Annotated in this window: 11 protein-coding genes; 4 read left to right on the plus strand and 7 right to left on the minus strand. The window is 38.4% G+C overall.

The window, feature by feature from the left end:
• Positions 1-50: 50 nt before the first annotated feature.
• The 3 genes from ACOQO1_RS04330 to purU form a co-directional block, all read right to left on the minus strand.
• Entirely contained in the window at positions 51-1577 is a 1527-nt protein-coding gene (locus ACOQO1_RS04330) for a helix-turn-helix domain-containing protein (protein WP_420601631.1), read from the minus strand.
• 364 nt (positions 1578-1941) lie between these two features.
• A complete protein-coding gene (locus ACOQO1_RS04335) occupies positions 1942-2646 on the minus strand; it encodes a DUF4197 domain-containing protein (RefSeq protein ID WP_420601632.1) in 705 nt (234 codons plus the stop codon).
• Positions 2647-2717: 71 nt separating this feature from the next.
• On the minus strand, positions 2718-3566 hold the full coding sequence (gene purU / locus ACOQO1_RS04340) for a formyltetrahydrofolate deformylase (protein WP_420601633.1): 849 nt from the start codon (positions 3564-3566) through the stop codon (positions 2718-2720).
• A 142-nt stretch (positions 3567-3708) separates the two neighbouring features.
• On the opposite strand from purU, the gene ACOQO1_RS04345 reads away from it, so the two are divergent.
• Complete coding sequence (locus tag ACOQO1_RS04345; RefSeq protein WP_420601634.1) at positions 3709-7167, plus strand: methylmalonyl-CoA mutase family protein; 3459 nt, start codon at positions 3709-3711, stop codon at positions 7165-7167.
• Positions 7168-7195: 28 nt separating this feature from the next.
• Here the strand turns inward: ACOQO1_RS04345 and ACOQO1_RS04350 are convergent, their stop codons facing one another.
• Positions 7196-7597 (minus strand): hypothetical protein, encoded by a 402-nt coding sequence (locus ACOQO1_RS04350; protein WP_420601635.1) that lies wholly within the window; start codon positions 7595-7597, stop codon positions 7196-7198.
• A 122-nt stretch (positions 7598-7719) separates the two neighbouring features.
• On the opposite strand from ACOQO1_RS04350, the gene ACOQO1_RS04355 reads away from it, so the two are divergent.
• A complete protein-coding gene (locus tag ACOQO1_RS04355; protein ID WP_420601636.1) occupies positions 7720-8160 on the plus strand; it encodes an Lrp/AsnC family transcriptional regulator in 441 nt (146 codons plus the stop codon).
• Between the two features lie 67 nt (positions 8161-8227).
• Positions 8228-9646 carry an alpha/beta hydrolase gene (locus ACOQO1_RS04360; RefSeq protein ID WP_420601637.1) on the plus strand — a complete coding sequence of 473 codons (1419 nt, stop codon included), beginning with the start codon at positions 8228-8230 and terminating at the stop codon, positions 9644-9646.
• Here ACOQO1_RS04360 and ACOQO1_RS04365 read toward each other — a convergent pair.
• Positions 9633-10370: a DJ-1/PfpI family protein gene (locus tag ACOQO1_RS04365; protein WP_420601638.1), complete on the minus strand. Its 738-nt coding sequence runs from the start codon at positions 10368-10370 to the stop codon at positions 9633-9635. The two genes, ACOQO1_RS04360 and ACOQO1_RS04365, sit on opposite strands and share 14 nt — an antisense overlap.
• 83 nt (positions 10371-10453) lie before the next feature.
• Between ACOQO1_RS04365 and ACOQO1_RS04370 the strand changes: the two genes are divergently transcribed.
• Positions 10454-11092: a DUF1684 domain-containing protein gene (locus ACOQO1_RS04370; RefSeq protein ID WP_420601639.1), complete on the plus strand. Its 639-nt coding sequence runs from the start codon at positions 10454-10456 to the stop codon at positions 11090-11092.
• A 54-nt stretch (positions 11093-11146) separates the two neighbouring features.
• On the opposite strand, the gene ACOQO1_RS04375 is transcribed toward ACOQO1_RS04370, so the two are convergent.
• Positions 11147-12208: an outer membrane beta-barrel protein gene (locus ACOQO1_RS04375; protein WP_420601640.1), complete on the minus strand. Its 1062-nt coding sequence runs from the start codon at positions 12206-12208 to the stop codon at positions 11147-11149.
• Between the two features lie 121 nt (positions 12209-12329).
• Positions 12330-13568, minus strand: coding sequence for an ammonium transporter (locus tag ACOQO1_RS04380; protein WP_420601641.1), 1239 nt, complete (start codon positions 13566-13568; stop codon positions 12330-12332).
• Positions 13569-13590 lie beyond the last annotated feature (22 nt).

The following is a 13590-nucleotide window of genomic DNA, read 5'->3' on the forward strand; positions in this document are numbered from 1 at the left end:
AGCCTTATCAACCTTTACCTAGCCGATTTAAGACTACCCTTTTTAACTTTTCAAACCTGAAGGACATTTTTTTGATACTCGGAGGGAGTCTGTTGAGTGTCTTTTTTAAAGGCCTTATTAAAAGTGACCTTATTGTTGTAGCCTACTTCGTAAGCAACATTGATGATGTTCAATCTACGGGATGTATCCTCTATCAATAACTGTTTGGCCTCCTTGATTCGATACATATTTACAAATTCATGAAAACTAACATTAAAATGCTCATTAATGATCTGCGAAGTGTTATGGCGCGTTGTGTTGAGTTTTTGGGCGACCATATCAAGGTTAATATTGTTTTCTTTGTAAATTTTGTCCACAGCAAAAAGATGTAAGAGGTTCTCACTCAATTCTGCCGATAGGCTGGGAGTTAAACCAGACTTTTCGTATTTGGTAAATAAATGTCTGGTATAGCTGTGTAAACCACTGAAAACATCCGGTTGTATGTTAGCCGAGTATCCAACATACAGGACCATAAGTGCCATGGCGGCTACTGAAGTGTCGTACAAAATCCCTGAGGAATATGTGTTCACGATCAAAAAGCCATAAGCTGTATAGGTCAACACATAAAAGATGTGGATGTAGTACACATTCTTTTGCCAGATTTGATTTTTTACATCTAAAAGTTTCTCTTTTTTACTCTTCAGATAAACTCTCCGGATGAAGTAGCCGTAAACCGTTAGTGAAACAATTTTTAGAACAACCAATAACAATAATTTAGTGGAGTCTTGCGGATTTAGCCCACTTAGAAGTCTGTCCAACATTAGTTGTATTTTACTTTCAGATGTAAAAAGATATGCCTCAAAAGCAAGGTATGTGGTTAGTACAATGGTGGGGACAAAATGCAATACATCCAATACTTTGAAAACATATTTCTGCGTGGTCGTTTTAAAATAAAAATAGAGTAGGGGACCATATAAAAAGGAAGCCCAGGTAGACATCAAATAGGTGTGCGGATAAGCGAACATATAGTTCGCCCTATTGATACTGATATGCAAAATAAAAAAGGAGTGTATAAAGATGAAAGAGGCAATCAGCAACCGGGAAGTAAGATGTATTTTTTTATTTACACAAATAAGAAAAACAACATAAAAACCTATTAGGGCAACAAAAAGGTAGACAAGGGACCACGTGGTTACCTTTGGAATGACTTTTTCAGAAATACCCTTAAATTCAGTAGATTCCCTTATAGGGTCAAAACCTTCATTTAAAAGAAAAATTGGATTAAAATCCAATTGAAGGTATTGGTTCAAATTTGCAGTGGATTCTGCGGAGTGTTCCAGAGCAGCCTCGCTCAAGGCCAATTTTTTAAGTATGTGGGTCTTCTCTGTATTAGGGTTTTCTAAGTTCCTCTCGTATATGGAAATGGCTTTTTCATACCTATGGATATTATAATAGTAATCCGCCCATTCAAGAGAATCCTGAAGTTTAACAATGAAAGGGTTGTTTTCTACTCCACCATAATTTTTATATGTCCTTGCATAACAAGACATACAAATCACAACAAACAGAAATGCTAGGAAGCTACTGGAGCGTCTCATGTGTTGGTAGATTGAATTAGCTTACTCTCAAATTACGGAATTAACAAATTTGAAATGTTAAAAAAAACTTAAAAACCGTAATCCCCGATAATAGTTTACCTCTACTTAACTTTTTTGGTGTTAAGCATTTAGACGGATAACAAGCAAGAACTAATTAGTTATAAAAATGAAAAAACCGGTGCGAACACCGGTTTAAACTAACTAACTCAAAAAAATGCTAACTCAGATAATTTGCTACAAAATTCTATTGTAACGATAAAATCAAGATTAATTTAACTTTAGGAATTTGTTATACTTACCTTAATTTATTGAGATTATAACGACGATAGTTTGATTTTATTGTCTTATTAAGAAAAATTTATCATTAATCTTGCAAAGCGAACACTTTTCTTAACAATTCAGTGGTCCTTGAGGAAATTTTGGTCCTAATTTCCTTTTCTTCAATAGCAATCATGGTGTAAACACCGCTTAAAGCTTCCTGGGTGGTATAATCCGTCAAATCGGGATTTACGTCATTGGTGAGCGGCAAATTATTGTACTTGGTGATGATATTGCCCCAGATTTGATCGGCTCCCACTTTTTTAAAGGACTTTTGGATTATGGGATGGAATTTATTGTAAAGTTTGGTCTTCGTGGTTTGCTCCAAATACTGCGTGGCAGCATTATCACTTCCCAGTAAAATTTGCTTTGCATCGCTAAATGTGATGCCTTTTACGGCGTCAACAAAAATAGGAGTAGCTTCTTTAACGGCATCCTCCGCAGCCCTGTTCAGTATACGCAAACCTTCATCGGCCAAATTTCCTAGGCCGATATCCCTTAGTGTTTTGTCTACCTTTTTCAACTCATTGGGAAGTAAGATTTTCACTAATTCGTTTTTAAAAAAACCATCTTTTAAGGCAAGTTTGTTTACCTGTTTCTCAATTCCCAGATTTAATGCATCCCTTAAACCTTGGGCTATTTCCGCATTTCCAATACCTACGGTTCCTTGCGGTAGTTGATTTACAACCTGTTGAAGTTCTGTGCAGCCAATAAGCTGAAAAACTAAGATGAATAGCAGTGCTCGTTTCATATGCTGTTTTTTATAGTTAGGGTGAAGTTACCGCTAAAGTGTAAAAAATCAACTTTTTTACAAGAAGATGTTTAGGAAAAAATGACAGTTTTGTTGTTGTAAACAATTGTTTTTCTTTCAACATGAAGCTGAACTGCTCTTGAAAGGACGATTTTTTCCAGGTCCCTTCCCTTAGCTATAAAATCCTTTATGGAATGTGAATGCGAAACTGTGGTCACATCTTGTTCTATTATTGGACCCGCATCTAGTTCTGCCGTCACATAATGACTAGTGGCCCCAATAATCTTGACTCCTCTTTCGAAAGCAGCATGATAGGGTTTGGCTCCGGCAAAGGCTGGTAAAAATGAATGGTGGATGTTAATTATCCTTTGTGGGAAAATGTCAATGACCTCTGGAGATATTATTTGCATGTACCTGGCCAAAACAATAAAATCAACTCCATGTTCCTGAAGTAATTTCAATTGTTTTTCCTCCACAGCTTTTTTTGTGTCTTTGGATATGGGCACATGATAATATGGAATTTGAAATTGGTCAGCAATATATTTCAAATCAGGATGATTGCTTAGAATAAAAGGAATGTCAACTAACAATTCTCCAGAATTATACCGACTCAAAAGGTCATAAAGGCAATGGTTATACTTTGAGACGAAGATGGCCATTTTCGGTTTTTCCCCATCCAAATGGATATTCCATTTCATCTTATACCTGATTGCAAGAGTCTCTTCAAACAATTTTTTGAATTCAGATAGGGCAATGTCATTTTCAAACTCACTCTCCAATCTCATAAAGAATACCCCGGCCTCCTTGTCAACATGCTGGTCCAGATAAATAATGTTTCCGTGCTGTTCATGAATGTATGAAGTGACCGAACTTATGATTCCGGATTGGTCAGCGCAATGAATTAAAATTGTGAGTTTCATGATGTGTTTTTGACCAAGTAAAATTATGATATTCAGAAAAAGCAAGTCAAAGCTGCTTGTATTTTTATAAAATCCTAATCAAAATGGGTTTTATCTTGCATTTTCTGTAAATTGCAAGACAAAAAAGGACCTTTTATTGCTAATGGAACAAAAACAACCCTACAAGCCAAAGAATAAAATCAGAATAGTTACCGCAGCTTCTTTGTTTGATGGTCATGATGCCGCCATAAACATAATGCGACGAATCATTCAGGCTACCGGGGTGGAAGTAATTCATTTGGGGCATGACCGTAGTGTTGTGGAAGTGGTTGATTGTGCCATTCAAGAAGATGCCAATGCCATTGCCATGACCTCCTATCAGGGTGGGCACAATGAATATTTTAAGTATATGTTTGACTTACTTCAAGAAAAAGGAGCTGGATATATTAAAATTTTTGGCGGCGGTGGTGGTGTAATTCTTCCGCAGGAAATTAAAGAGTTAATGGATTATGGTATAGAACGCATTTACGCTCCAGATGATGGTCGCGAAATGGGATTGCAGGGCATGATCAATGATTTGGTAAAACGTTGTGATACATCGGTACCGGATTTGGAAATTCCGAAAAAGAAGAATTTGGATGAGTTGTTACAGGAAAAGCATGTAAACACCTTGGCCCGTCTTATCTCTTTGGCAGAAAACCGACATGAGGATTTTGTAGCATACCACCCTGCAATTGAAAAAAACAGCTCAAAAGTTCCCGTGCTGGGAATAACTGGAACAGGTGGGGCTGGGAAATCCAGTTTAGTGGATGAATTGGTGAGGAGGTTCTTAAACGACTTTCCAGATAAACATATTGGTATAATTTCAGTGGATCCATCCAAACGAAAAACTGGAGGAGCCCTTTTGGGCGACCGGATTCGAATGAATGCTATTAACAATGATCGTGTATACATGCGTTCTCTTGCAACTCGGCAATCCAATTTGGCGTTATCCAAGCATGTGGCCGAAGCGGTTCAAGTACTTAAGGCGGCCAATTTCGACTTGATAATTTTGGAAACTTCAGGGATAGGACAGTCAGATACGGAAATCTTGGAGCACAGTGATGTTTCGCTTTATGTAATGACTCCAGAATTTGGTGCCGCGACCCAGCTGGAAAAAATTGATATGCTCGACTTTGCAGATGTTGTGGCCATAAATAAGTTTGATAAAAGGGGAGCTCAAGATGCACTGCGTGATGTAAAAAAACAATACATGCGTAATCATGGTTTGTGGGATATGAATCAGGATGAATTGCCTATTTTTGGAACCGTTGCCTCGCAGTTCAATGACCCGGGAATGAATCAATTGTACAAAGTGGTCATAAATACTTTGGATTCTAAAGCGGATGCAACCTTATCTTCCAATTTTGAGGTTGCGGATGAAATGTCTGAAAAGATATTTGTGATACCACCTGCAAGAACCCGTTACTTGTCTGAGATTGCAGAAAATAATCGTTCGTATGATTCCAAAGCAGAAAAACAATGCAAAATAGCTCAAAAACTCTATGGCATTTTTTTAACGCTGTCATCGGTTTTGGAAATTGATCAATCTGATGCAGAGGACAAGCTGTTGTCCAAATCTGGATTGGATGAGAAGGCTCTTAATTCAATTCTGATAAAAGAAGTGGATAAAGAACTGCTCTTACTTTTGATCAAGGAGTTTGATAGGGTGAAAATGGATTTTGACCCTCATTATTGGGAGACCATTCTAGCGTGGAGAGAAAAGAAAGAGCGTTATAAAGCTGAGGTCTATACTTTTAAAGTTAGAAACAAAGAAGTCAATATTAAAACCCATACCGAATCACTTTCCCATAGTCAAATCCCAAAAGTGGCCTTGCCAAAGTATGAAGCTTGGGGCGATGTACTCAGATGGAGCTTGCAAGAAAATGTGCCCGGCGAATTTCCTTATACTGCAGGGTTGTATCCTTTTAAAAGAGTTGGTGAGGACCCTACAAGGATGTTTGCTGGAGAAGGAGGCCCGGAAAGAACCAATAGGCGTTTTCATTATGTGAGCTTGGACATGCCGGCCAAGCGATTGTCCACTGCTTTTGATTCGGTCACCTTATATGGTAGTGACCCAGACCTTAGGCCTGATATTTATGGAAAGATAGGTAATGCTGGTGTTTCCATTTGCTGTTTGGATGATGCCAAAAAATTATACTCTGGGTTCGATTTGAGTGACCCCATGACTTCTGTGAGTATGACAATCAACGGACCGGCGCCCATGTTGCTGGCCTTTTTTATGAACGCTGCCATTGACCAAAACTGTGAAAAATATATCAAGCAAAATGATTTGGTAGGTGAGGTGGAGCAGAAAATTGAAAAGATATTCAAAACGAAAAAGGTAAAACGACCCAGTTATTCAGGGGAACTTCCCGAAGGGAACAATGGATTGGGACTGATGCTTTTGGGAGTGACCGGAGATCAGGTTTTGTCAGCCACAGTTTATGAAAAAATCAAAAAAGATACCTTGAGTCAGGTGCGGGGTACCGTGCAAGCTGATATTTTAAAGGAAGACCAGGCACAGAATACCTGTATTTTTTCAACAGAATTCGCACTTCGATTGATGGGCGATGTGCAGTATTATTTTATTAAGAATCAGGTGCGAAATTTTTATTCTGTTTCCATTTCTGGCTATCATATTGCAGAAGCTGGTGCCAACCCAATAACGCAATTGGCCTTTACATTGTCCAATGGGTTTACTTATGTGGAGTATTATTTGAGTAGGGGTATGGACATCAATAAATTTGGGCCTAACCTTTCTTTCTTTTTCTCTAATGGCGTGGATCCAGAATATGCTGTCATTGGAAGGGTGGCCCGACGAATATGGGCAAAAGCTATGAAAGAAAAATATGGTGCCGACCCGCGTGCACAAATGTTAAAATATCACATCCAAACGTCAGGTAGAAGCTTGCATGCTCAGGAAATTGATTTTAACGATATCCGAACCACCTTGCAAGCACTGTATGCCATTTATGACAACTGTAATTCGTTGCACACCAACGCATATGACGAGGCAATAACCACTCCAACCGAAGAATCGGTAAGACGAGCTATGGCTATTCAGTTGATCATCAATAAAGAATTTGGCTTGGCTAAAAATGAAAACCCAGTACAAGGTTCCTTTATTATTGAAGAGTTAACAGATTTGGTAGAGGAAGCGGTTTTGGTTGAGTTTGATAGAATTACGGAAAGGGGTGGAGTCCTAGGAGCTATGGAGACCATGTACCAGCGTTCTAAAATTCAGGAGGAAAGTCTGCATTATGAAACCTTGAAACATTCAGGGGCCTATCCAATTGTTGGGGTAAATACATTTTTAAGTTCAAAAGGATCTCCAACCATTTTACCCGCGGAAGTAATCAGGGCAACGGAAGATGAAAAGAAAAATCAAATAGAGACACTACGGAATTTGCATCAAAGAAATACATCTGAAGCAGAAAAACAATTAACCGAGCTGAAACAAACTGCAATTAAAAATGAAAACCTTTTTGGGAAATTAATGGAGGTTACCAAATATTGCTCTTTAGGCCAAATTACAAATGCGTTGTTTGAAGTTGGTGGGCAATATAGAAGAAATATGTAAAAAAGGAGGATTTTAAAGGAAATGGAAATTAATCATTTCCATTGTTGAACGATTTTCTCCATTTTTTAAAGGATACCCTAAAGACTTTTATCTCCCGTCTTAACAAATTAAGATATTCCTTTTCTTTGACTCCATCCCTTTCAAGACCATTGCAATACGCCAAAATATTACGGGTCATAATATTGATGAAAGTTAAACTTTTCATCCTTACGGAATAAGAGTTGCTCAACGCGGCCTGTTCCACTTCTTTAGTGATGAGAACAGCGTCGGTCATAAGCGATTGGGTAATGTCATCACGAAAATTATCAATCTTTCTAAGATGTAATTTGTCCTTATTGTAGGAGAAATAAGAAGCTATAGCCTCACTTAAATCACGTAAAGCCAATGATTTTCGATATACAACCAGAGAATTTAAAGAATTTCTCTCCATTTTTTCAAAGCAATTTCTACCTATAAAATTACGTATGAAAAAGATAATGTAACTTTGTTTTTAAAAGAAAAAAGAGATTTGGACTTTTGAAAATAAAATTTTATTCATTTTTTACTTTAAATATGAAGATAGATGAGTTGAACTGGGAAATACTGGGGTATTTGCAAGAAAATGCAAGGGAATCTTTTGCCAATATTGGACGTAAAGTTGGCTTGACCCCACCTGCTGTTGCTGAACGGGTAAAGAAGATGGAAGACTTGGGAATTATTGAGAGCTACAGGGCAAATGTTTCCTATGCTTTGGCGGGGCATCAATTGAAAGCAATTGTAATGTTAAGGGCCTTTATGGGGAAACTAAAGCCATTTTTGGGTAAAGTAAAATCATTACAAGAAGTTGTTAATTGCTACCGTATTACTGGTAATGAGAATATTATTATGGAGGTAGTGTTGAAAGATCAATCCCATTTAGAAAAATTTATCGATGAATTGATCGTTTATGGAGAATGTAGGACCCATATTGTCTTGTCCAATGTTGTGGCTAACACACCAATAACAAAAGGGTAGATGTTCTAGATTTTTCCATTATTTTTAATACGGGTTCTTTTGGCTAGATTTTTGTTGTGAAAGAGTTATGAAAAAAAAATATACTTTACTTTTTTTTACTGTTTTTCTGTTGCAATACGCTGCCTTTTCGCAACAAATAAGGCTAAAAAAAGGGACGATTCTTGAAGCTTTACCAGTTCAGGATTCTATTCCGGATACTTTTTCACTGTATTTGCCAACAACATTTTCCACGGACAAAAAATGGCCATTGTTGTTGATTTTTGATTTGGAGGGAAGAGAAAAACAGGCGCTCTCCATGTTTGTGCAGGCTGCGGAGAAGGAAGGGTATGTGCTTGCAGCTCCCAAAATTTCGGATACCACTTCAATATCCAGTAATATGGTAAAAACCAGTGAGGTAATCCACAGTATTAACAGGATGCTCCCTATTCATAAGGAAAGAGTGTATACAGCAGGTGCATCCACTGGAGCACGTTTTGCCAATTTGGTGCCCATTTTCTTAAAGGATGTAAAAGGAACTGTGTCCATTGGAGCATCAGTTGCAAATACTGATGTACTGAGTGTGAAACGTCCATTTCATTTTATTGGCATAGTGGACGAAAACAATTACAACTATACCCAGATGTTGGCTGTGGAGAAAATCCTGGATAGGTTTAGATTTCCTAATCAGGTATTGATATATGAATCTGATAGGGTATGGCCGGACGCCAGTTATTTAAAAAAAGCCATGCAGTTGTTTACATTGTCGGCAATGGCAAAAAAATATATTCCCACGGACTCAAGTTATATTGACAAGGCATTCAAGGAAGACATAATTAAAGTAAACCAACTGAAGGGTTCTATAAAACTGCTTTTGGCAGAACAGTACATGGGTGAAATGATGTCTATTTATGGTGCTCATAAAAATCTGGATTCATTGAGATTGGTGCAACGGGATGTAAGAAGAAACAAGCTTTTTAGGTCGATGAAGCGAGCCGAAAATGCCATTCGTTTAAAAGAGGCTCTTTTAAAGGAAGATTATCAATATTATATTGAAGAAGATGTCCTATCACATAATTTCAACAATTTGGGTTGGTGGAATTATCAGATGACTGAGATAAACAAGTTTATCAATGGGACCAATGAGCACGAAAAAAAGATGGGGAATCGCCTGTTGGGATATGTCAATGCCCTGGCAGAGGACAATATAGATATTGTAAATTCTGAAACTTTAATAGATGAAGATGCCTTGGCATTGTTGTATATGCTCAAAACCATCTTGCAACCCCAAAACTTTGATTTCTACCTTAAGCTGATATCATTGAGTGCAAAAAATGAAGATTTTGGTACGGCACTTTTCTATTTGGAAGAAGCCCTAAAAAAAGGATTCAAGGATACGGATAGATTATATGGACTTGAACACACTGCTTTGTTGCGGATAAAACCGGAATTCAACAAATTGGTTTCTGAGTATTTAAAAGATGCCCGTTACGAGATTATTGAAGAATAAGCTTCGGGACACTATCCAAATCCCAATCAATGACAAGTCCGCTAGCAAGTCTATCTGCTATTTCTTTCCCATACAGATATTCACATAAATAGAGAGCCGCTTCAAAACTTTTGGCCCCACCCGCGGAGGTGATAAACTTTCCGTCGTGCACAAAAAGTACGCTGTCCTTAACATTTAAATGTGGAAACATTTTCTTGTATGCCTGTATATCACTGGGAAAAGTGGTTGATGTAACATTGTCCAAGATTCCTGTTTTTGCCAGAACAAATGCCCCGTCACAATGCGATGTCACAAATAAAGCATCCTTGCTTACCCTTTTTACAAAATTCAACATGGTGGTGTCCTTCAGGTCACTATCCAGATGATGCTCTGCACTGGGCACTATCAAAATGTCAATTTTTGGGATGGAATCTTGGGTGTAATCAAAATCTGGGAGAATACGTACACCTTCAAACGAGATAATGGGATTTAAGGTGTTGGCCACTGTAAAAGTATTCATGGCCTTAATGTTTTTCCTAAATTTTGTGTGCTGAAAAATATCATAAGGAGCTGTGAACTCTGTATTGTAAACACCATCCATAATCAAAAAAGCGGCATTATATCTATCAGATTTGAGTTCCGGCAACCATCTTTGGGTTGTTTTTGGGGTATTTTCTTTTTGTGCGTTGTCATTGCATGAGACCAAAACCAGAAAAATGGCAAAAATGAAAGCGTTCTTTATCATTTATAATATAATTAAGATGGGTAGATGCTGCTAAAGTAATATTAAGAATGATTTCTACTACTTTTACAACAAGATTTATGTGTATGAAGCATTGGTTGATAGTAGTTGTTTTTTTGGTACTTGCATGCGGAAGGGGTAAAAAATATCATGACAAGAAGGAGGATGTCTCCAAGGAATCTTTGACGGTAAGGGAAATTATAGATTTTCAAGCCAATTTGAATGCTACTTTCAAAAATCCAGAGACATCTCCACTGCCTGATAGGTATAGAAAAGATTTTGAGGGACTGGATTTTTTTGATGCTGATACCGCTTATGTGGTAAAAGCTAGATTTGAACGAACTCCTGATGCCGTACCTTTTTTGTTGGCCACTACAACCAATGAAAAAACAGAGGAAGTGTTATATGGAATTGCCCATTTTGAACTTAACGGAAAAAAACATCAGCTAGAAATTTATCAGACACCTTCATTGCTTTCCGAAGAGAAGTATAAAGATTACTTGTTTTTGCCATTTTTAGATGAGACCAATGGGATGGAAACCTATGGAGGAGGCAGGTATATTGACCTGACCATTCCTGAAGGAGATACTATTTTGATTGATTTCAACAAAGCCTATAATCCTTATTGTGTTTATAATAAAAAGTACTCTTGTCCTTTAGTGCCAAGGCAAAATTATTTAAGAACAAGAATAGAGGCTGGGATAAAAGACTTTGTGAAAGATTGAAAAGCCCTAACCCTTTAGGGTTAAGGCTTTTTTTGCATTCTTGCTTTATTTGAATTAGAATGAATAGATAGCCGCAAAAAGTACGGAGGCCAAACTTGAGGTTGGAGCAGAATCATTATCGATAAAAGCATCCTCGGATGAGCTGTCCAATCTGATTTCCGGTTTAAGAATCAAATCTCCAATGGTGGCACTGCCAGTTAAGGTCAGCGCCAATACGCTGGCATCACCATCTATATCCGACCCAATTCCGACTCCATTTCCAAAGAAATCCCCTATCATGAAATACTCACCTCTAAGACCAATGGTAAAATTTTCAGAAGTAGTCAGTTGTGGGTATAGTGCGATTCCGGTAAAACTCCCTCCATCATCTTCCTGGCTAAAATGAGCTGCATTGATTCCTAAGAAGAAATCTTCCGACACATCAAATCCGCCAGTGAAATCGACCTCAAAACCACCTTGACTATACAAAAAGTTCAAAAACTGACCTGAATACCCTAATTGGGCACCTACCGCATAGTCCCCTGTTCCGTTCAATTCAGTCAAATCTGTTGGATTCATTACTGCTAACATGGCGCTCCATTTATTTCCCAAATCAAAGTCGGCTTTTAAACCTGTATGGCTAAAAGGACCATAAGAAAATAAATAAGAGGTGCTGTAGTTAAAGTTTGAAGCAGGTGAAATAACCTCGTAACCCAAGAAGGTGTTGAAATTACCAAAAGTTAGCGTTACGTCATCACTTACATTCCAATAGAGATACAATTGGTTGACAATATCCCCTGTTGCCGAGTACATGGGCGAGGCAAAAATTGCATCAGTTCCTCGTGGACCGAATACCAAATCGGCAACAAACCCTACTTTTTCACCTTCATATGCAGCAATAACATTGGCCATGCCCAGGGCAAATCCATCCAAATTGGCAAATGAAGAACCCGGTGCAATGGCATCTTCTCCATTTGGAGCAGTGAGATTGGTTCTGTAATATGCATCTACTGTTCCGCTGAATTCGAATTTTGTTTTAGCTTCTTCTTCCTCTTGTGCAAAAGCAATGGTTGAAATGCTTGCAAGGGCTAAAAAAGCCATTTTTTTTATATAATTTGCGCTAATAATCGTTTTCATAATCTTAATCATTTAGGTGCCTCAATACAGAAGCATTTAATTGTGTTAAATAGAGATTGTACTAGTGAAAAGGTTATTTGACGGAGCGTTCTGCCAAACGCTCCGTCTTCTTTTAATATATTTAATGTTGGTTCATTCGGAAATCTGCATAAGCATCCATTCCATGTTCATGAATATCAAGTCCTTGTAGTTCTTCTTGCTCAGTAACCCTGATCCCAGCAAATTTCTTGATGGCAAAAAGAATGATGAAAGCTGTTAATGGGCAAAATGCGGCCACGGCACCCACACCTGCCAATTGAATCAAGAATTGGTCAAAACTTGCCAACTCCCCAAAAATACCAACGGCCAATGTACCCCAAATACCACAGATCAAGTGAACAGCCACGGCTCCGACAGGGTCATCTAATCTAAGTTTGTCAACCAAAGCTACTCCTGCTACAATGATGATTCCGGCCAAAAGCCCAATAACCACGGCATTATTTGGCGACATTTGATCGGCGCCTGCTGTGATGGCAACCAGGCCTCCCAGAATTCCGTTTAAGAACATGGTAAGGTCATAGTTTTTGTAGGCTAAAAAAGAAGTCAAAAAAGCGGAGACCCCTCCGGCAGCTGCAGCCAAGGATGTGGTCACCAATACAAGGGAGGTCAGTTCTGGATCTGCGGAAAGTACGGATCCTCCATTAAAACCAAACCATCCCAGCCATAGGATCAATACGCCAGCTGCGGCAAGTGGCAAATTATGACCTGGAATAGCTTTGGGTTTTCCATCCTCGCTAAATTTACCAATTCTGGCCCCCAACAAATAAATGGCAATCAATGCGCCCCATCCTCCTACGGAGTGTACCAAGGTTGATCCTGCAAAATCATAAAACCCTAGACTGTCCAGCCAGCCGCCACCCCATTTCCAGGCACCAACTATTGGATATATTAGGCCAACATAAATGATAGTGAATAGCATAAAGCCTCCTAGTTTTACCCTTTCGGCAACAGCTCCTGAAACTATGGTAGCTGCTGTGGCCGCAAACATGCCCTGAAATAAAAAATCTGTCCACCATGTGTAACCTCCATCGGCATAAGCCGCGGTCATTCCCCCCTCTGGGGCGGCAATTCCAAATCCGGCGAACTTGAGGAAACCTAAATCTCCTTCTTCAAATCCGGGATACATAAGATTGAACCCTCCTATATAATATAATAGGAGTCCAACACATATAATAAATACATTTTTAAATAGAATGTTAACTGTGTTCTTTTGTCTGGTTAGGCCTATTTCTAAAAAGGAAAATCCCAAATGCATAAAAAATACCAGAGCGGTACATATCATCATCCAAACATTGTTTGCTGTAAATAATCCTGCGTCCATAATCTTAAATATTGTTTTGTTG

It is taken from the genome of Flagellimonas sp., from assembly GCF_965222555.1.
Lineage (GTDB): Bacteria > Bacteroidota > Bacteroidia > Flavobacteriales > Flavobacteriaceae > Flagellimonas.

Bases quoted from the DNA above. Each gene is read 5' to 3' on its own strand.
- ACOQO1_RS04330 (WP_420601631.1), bottom strand. From the start codon at position 1,577: ATGAGACGCTCCAGTAGCTTCCTAGCATTTCTGTTTGTTGTGATTTGT.
- ACOQO1_RS04335 (WP_420601632.1), bottom strand. From the start codon at position 2,646: ATGAAACGAGCACTGCTATTCATCTTAGTTTTTCAGCTTATTGGCTGC.
- purU (WP_420601633.1), bottom strand. From the start codon at position 3,566: ATGAAACTCACAATTTTAATTCATTGCGCTGACCAATCCGGAATCATA.
- ACOQO1_RS04345 (WP_420601634.1), top strand. From the start codon at position 3,709: ATGGAACAAAAACAACCCTACAAGCCAAAGAATAAAATCAGAATAGTT.
- ACOQO1_RS04350 (WP_420601635.1), bottom strand. From the start codon at position 7,597: ATGGAGAGAAATTCTTTAAATTCTCTGGTTGTATATCGAAAATCATTG.
- ACOQO1_RS04355 (WP_420601636.1), top strand. From the start codon at position 7,720: ATGAAGATAGATGAGTTGAACTGGGAAATACTGGGGTATTTGCAAGAA.
- ACOQO1_RS04360 (WP_420601637.1), top strand. From the start codon at position 8,228: ATGAAAAAAAAATATACTTTACTTTTTTTTACTGTTTTTCTGTTGCAA.
- ACOQO1_RS04365 (WP_420601638.1), bottom strand. From the start codon at position 10,370: ATGATAAAGAACGCTTTCATTTTTGCCATTTTTCTGGTTTTGGTCTCA.
- ACOQO1_RS04370 (WP_420601639.1), top strand. From the start codon at position 10,454: ATGAAGCATTGGTTGATAGTAGTTGTTTTTTTGGTACTTGCATGCGGA.
- ACOQO1_RS04375 (WP_420601640.1), bottom strand. From the start codon at position 12,208: ATGAAAACGATTATTAGCGCAAATTATATAAAAAAAATGGCTTTTTTA.
- ACOQO1_RS04380 (WP_420601641.1), bottom strand. From the start codon at position 13,568: ATGGACGCAGGATTATTTACAGCAAACAATGTTTGGATGATGATATGT.